This window comes from Pseudomonas sp. 05N434, from assembly GCF_056396965.1.
The window spans coordinates 1-3,415 of record NZ_JBFTMK010000539.1; the positions used below are offsets into that span (position 1 = coordinate 1).

Genomic DNA, 3,415 nt, shown 5'->3' on the forward strand with positions numbered 1-3,415 from the left:
AAGTAGTACATCATCCCCAGGAAACCGGTGGTCAGGAAGAAGCCCACGGCGTTGTGGCCGTACCACCACTGGATCATCGCGTCGGTCGCACCCGCGTAGGCCGAGTAGGACTTGAACAGGCTGACCGGTAGCGACATGTGGTTGACGATGTGCAGCATCGCGGTCACGACGATGAAGGCACCGTAGAACCAGTTACCGACATAGATGTGCTTGGTCTTGCGCTTGACGATGGTGCCGAAGAACACCAGACCGTAGGTGACCCAGACGATGGCCAGCAGAATAGCCAGGGGCCATTCCAGTTCCGCGTATTCCTTGGTGGTGGTGAAACCCATCGGCAAGGTCACGATCGCGCCGACGATCACCGCTTGCCAACCCCAGAAGGTGAAGGCCGCGAGGCTGTCGGAGATCAGTCGCGTTTGGCAGGTTCGCTGCACGACGTAATAAGAAGTGGCAAACAGAGCACAACCACCGAAGGCGAAAATCACCAGGTTGGTGTGCAACGGGCGTAAGCGTCCAAAAGTCGTCCACGGCAGACCGAAGTTCAATTCCGGCCATACGAGCTGTGAGGCGATGAAGACACCAAGCCCCATGCCAAGGATCCCCCAGACCACCGTCATGATGGCGAACTGGCGGACTACCTTATAGTTATAAGCAGTCGGACTGATTGCTGTGCTCATTCTAAGGTTCCACGGTTTGGGTGTTTTATTAGGAGTAAAAATCGGCCGCAAGTATGGAGAAAGCGGGGGGTCATTGCAACGCGCCATGACCTGGGTCAATGCTTTCAAAACCTGATTCTGCGGCCTTTCCATGCGCCGCGTAAGGACAAAATTGCCCTCTGACAAAATGTCGCAGCGGATGAAAAAGGCGAGGGGTTCAAGTCAGATGTAACGGGGTGTGTTCAAACGCAACGATCGAGRGACAGACGGCAATTTGCGCGACAGCCGGTATCTACCAGCCTTTGCGGCCTGTCATCGAACAGAATCGTCGAACACATCGGGTAAAATCGACCTGGAACCGGCTCATGCCAGTCCGCACCGAGGAAGCTTAGACCCGAATCTGGTGAACCGAAAGGAAGGGGAACGGCAGGGTGCGACAATGGGTCGCAAAGAGGCAGGGAACTGCCGCATTCCGCAGAATGCGGCAGCAGAGCGGTCAAAAATTATTCGTTTTTGCCTTGTGCCTGCAAACGCTCGGTGCCGACTCCGTGGGACAAGCTGTACACATAAGCGGCCAGCAATTGCACCTTGTCGTTGCCCAGCAGTTCGTTTTGCGCCGGCATATGGCCCTGGCGGCCATGGCGAATAGTCTGTTGCAGTTGCGCCAGGCTGGTACCGTAGATAAAACCGGCCGGGTGCGTCAGATTCGGCGCGCCCATGGCTTCAGTGCCCTGGCCGTTTGCCCCATGACAGGCTACGCAGGTGGTGCTGAACAGTTGCTGTCCGGCTTGCACGTCGGCACCACTGTCGGCTGGTAGCGGCAGGCCGGCCAATTCGTGACGCACGTACGCGGCGACGTTCTTCACCCCGGTCTCACCCAACACTTCACCCCAGGCCGGCATGGCCGCCATCCGGCCACCCATGATGGTGGTCTTGATGGTCTCGGCACTGCCGCCCCAGCGCCAATCGCTGTCAGCCAGGTTGGGGAAGCCGAATGCGCCCTTGGCGTCCGAGCCGTGACACACCGAGCAGTTGGAGGCGAACAGGCGGCCGCCCATTTTCAGCGCTTGCGGGTCTTTCGCTACTTCTTCCACCGGCATTGCCGCGAATTTGGCGAAGATCGGCCCGAATCTGGCGTCCGCCTTGCTCATCTCCTTTTCCCATTCATGGACACCAGTCCAGCCGTTTTCATAACCGGGCAGGATGCCTTTCCAGTTGCCCAGGCCCGGATAAAGAATCAGGTAGCCGACCGAGAACACCAGGGTGCCGGCGAACAGCATGAACCACCACTGCGGCAGCGGGTTGTCGTACTCCTCGATGCCGTCGAAGCTGTGGCCCATGGTCTGGTCGACGCTGCCCTTGGTTTCGCCGCGGCGGGTGCCGATCAGCAGCCAGGTCAGGCCGATCAGGCTGCCGATGGTCAGTACGCAGATCCACGCACTCCAGAAGGTGGTCATGGCCGGGCGCTCCTTGTTGTTGCAGATTCTTGGGTAGTTTCGGGTTGCGGCTCGTCAGCGAACGGCAGCAGGCGCGCTTCGGCGAATTGCGGATTGCGCTTGCTGTTGAACACCCACAGTGTCAGGCCGACGAAGGCCACGAACACCACGACTGTGCCGAGGCCGCGGATCAGGCCTGTGCTCATATCAATGACCATGACTCACCTCTTGCTCTTGATGGCAGTGCCGAGCACTTGCAGGTAGGCAACCAGCGCGTCCATCTCGGTCTTGCCCTTGAGCGAAGCGACTGAGCCTGCGATGTCTTCGTCGGTGTACGGCACGCCGAGGGTGCGCATGGCGCGGATCTTGGTTTCGGTGTGGCTGCTGTCGAGCGGGTTGGCCACCAGCCATGGATACGCCGGCATCTTCGATTCCGGCACCACGTTGCGCGGGTTGTACAAGTGCGCGCGGTGCCAGTCTTCGGAGTAGCGCCCGCCGACTCGCGCCAAGTCCGGCCCGGTGCGCTTGGAGCCCCAGAGGAACGGGTGATCCCACACGCTTTCCCCGGCCACCGAGTAATGGCCGTAGCGTTCGGTTTCGGCGCGGAACGGGCGGATCATCTGCGAGTGGCAACCGACGCAGCCTTCGCGGATGTAAATGTCGCGACCTTCCAGTTGCAGCGCGGTGTAGGGCTTCATGCCTTCCACCGGTTTGTTGGTCACGTCCTGGAAGAACAGCGGGACGATCTGGGTCAGGCCGCCGATGCTCACGGCGAACACCATCAGCAACATCAGCAGGCCGACGTTTTTCTCGATTGTTTCGTGTTTCATGACGGACTCCTCAGGCGATCTGCGCGGCAGCGACGGCTTCGGCAGGCTGCGAGGCCCGCACGGTGCGCCAGGTGTTGTAAGCCATCAGCAGCATGCCGCTGAGGAAGATCGCGCCGCCGACCAGTCGCACGATGAAGCCAGGATGGCTGGCCACCAGGGTTTCGACGAAGGAGTAGGTCAGCGTGCCGTCCTCGTTGACTGCGCGCCACATCAGGCCCTGGGCGATGCCGTTGACCCACATCGAGGCGATGTACAGCACGGTGCCGATGGTAGCGAGCCAGAAGTGCGCGTTGATCAGGCCGATGCTGTGCATCTGCTCGCGGCCGAAGACTTTCGGGATCATGTGGTACAGCGCACCGATGGAAATCATTGCCACCCAGCCGAGCGCGCCGGCGTGAACGTGGCCGATGGTCCAGTCGGTGTAGTGGGAGAGGGCGTTGACCGTCTTGATCGCCATCATCGGCCCTTCGAAGGTCGACATGCCGTAGAACGC

5 protein-coding genes are annotated in these 3,415 nt (G+C 60.3%); all 5 read right to left on the reverse strand.

Annotated elements, in window-relative coordinates:
- On the reverse strand, window positions 1-677 hold a 677-nt coding region (locus AC1DLB_RS25325), incomplete at its 3' end, for a cbb3-type cytochrome c oxidase subunit I (protein WP_477785859.1).
- Window positions 678-1,159: 482 nt separating this feature from the next.
- Window positions 1,160-2,113: a cytochrome-c oxidase, cbb3-type subunit III gene (ccoP, locus tag AC1DLB_RS25330; protein ID WP_413695647.1), complete on the reverse strand. Its 954-nt coding sequence runs from the start codon at window positions 2,111-2,113 to the stop codon at window positions 1,160-1,162.
- Window positions 2,110-2,310, reverse strand: a complete 201-nt coding sequence (locus AC1DLB_RS25335) for a cbb3-type cytochrome oxidase subunit 3 (RefSeq protein ID WP_018925303.1) — start codon at window positions 2,308-2,310, stop codon at window positions 2,110-2,112. The genes ccoP and AC1DLB_RS25335 overlap by 4 nt, the downstream gene beginning before the upstream one ends.
- 3 nt (window positions 2,311-2,313) lie before the next feature.
- Window positions 2,314-2,922 carry a cytochrome-c oxidase, cbb3-type subunit II gene (gene ccoO / locus AC1DLB_RS25340; RefSeq protein ID WP_007942211.1) on the reverse strand — a complete coding sequence of 203 codons (609 nt, stop codon included), beginning with the start codon at window positions 2,920-2,922 and terminating at the stop codon, window positions 2,314-2,316.
- 10 nt (window positions 2,923-2,932) lie between these two features.
- On the reverse strand, window positions 2,933-3,415 hold a 483-nt coding region (locus AC1DLB_RS25345), incomplete at its 5' end, for a cbb3-type cytochrome c oxidase subunit I (protein WP_477785860.1).

Coding starts and splice junctions, on each gene's coding strand:
- ccoP (WP_413695647.1), bottom strand. CDS start 2,113: ATGACCACCTTCTGGAGTGCGTGGATCTGCGTACTGACCATCGGCAGC.
- AC1DLB_RS25335 (WP_018925303.1), bottom strand. CDS start 2,310: ATGGTCATTGATATGAGCACAGGCCTGATCCGCGGCCTCGGCACAGTC.
- ccoO (WP_007942211.1), bottom strand. CDS start 2,922: ATGAAACACGAAACAATCGAGAAAAACGTCGGCCTGCTGATGTTGCTG.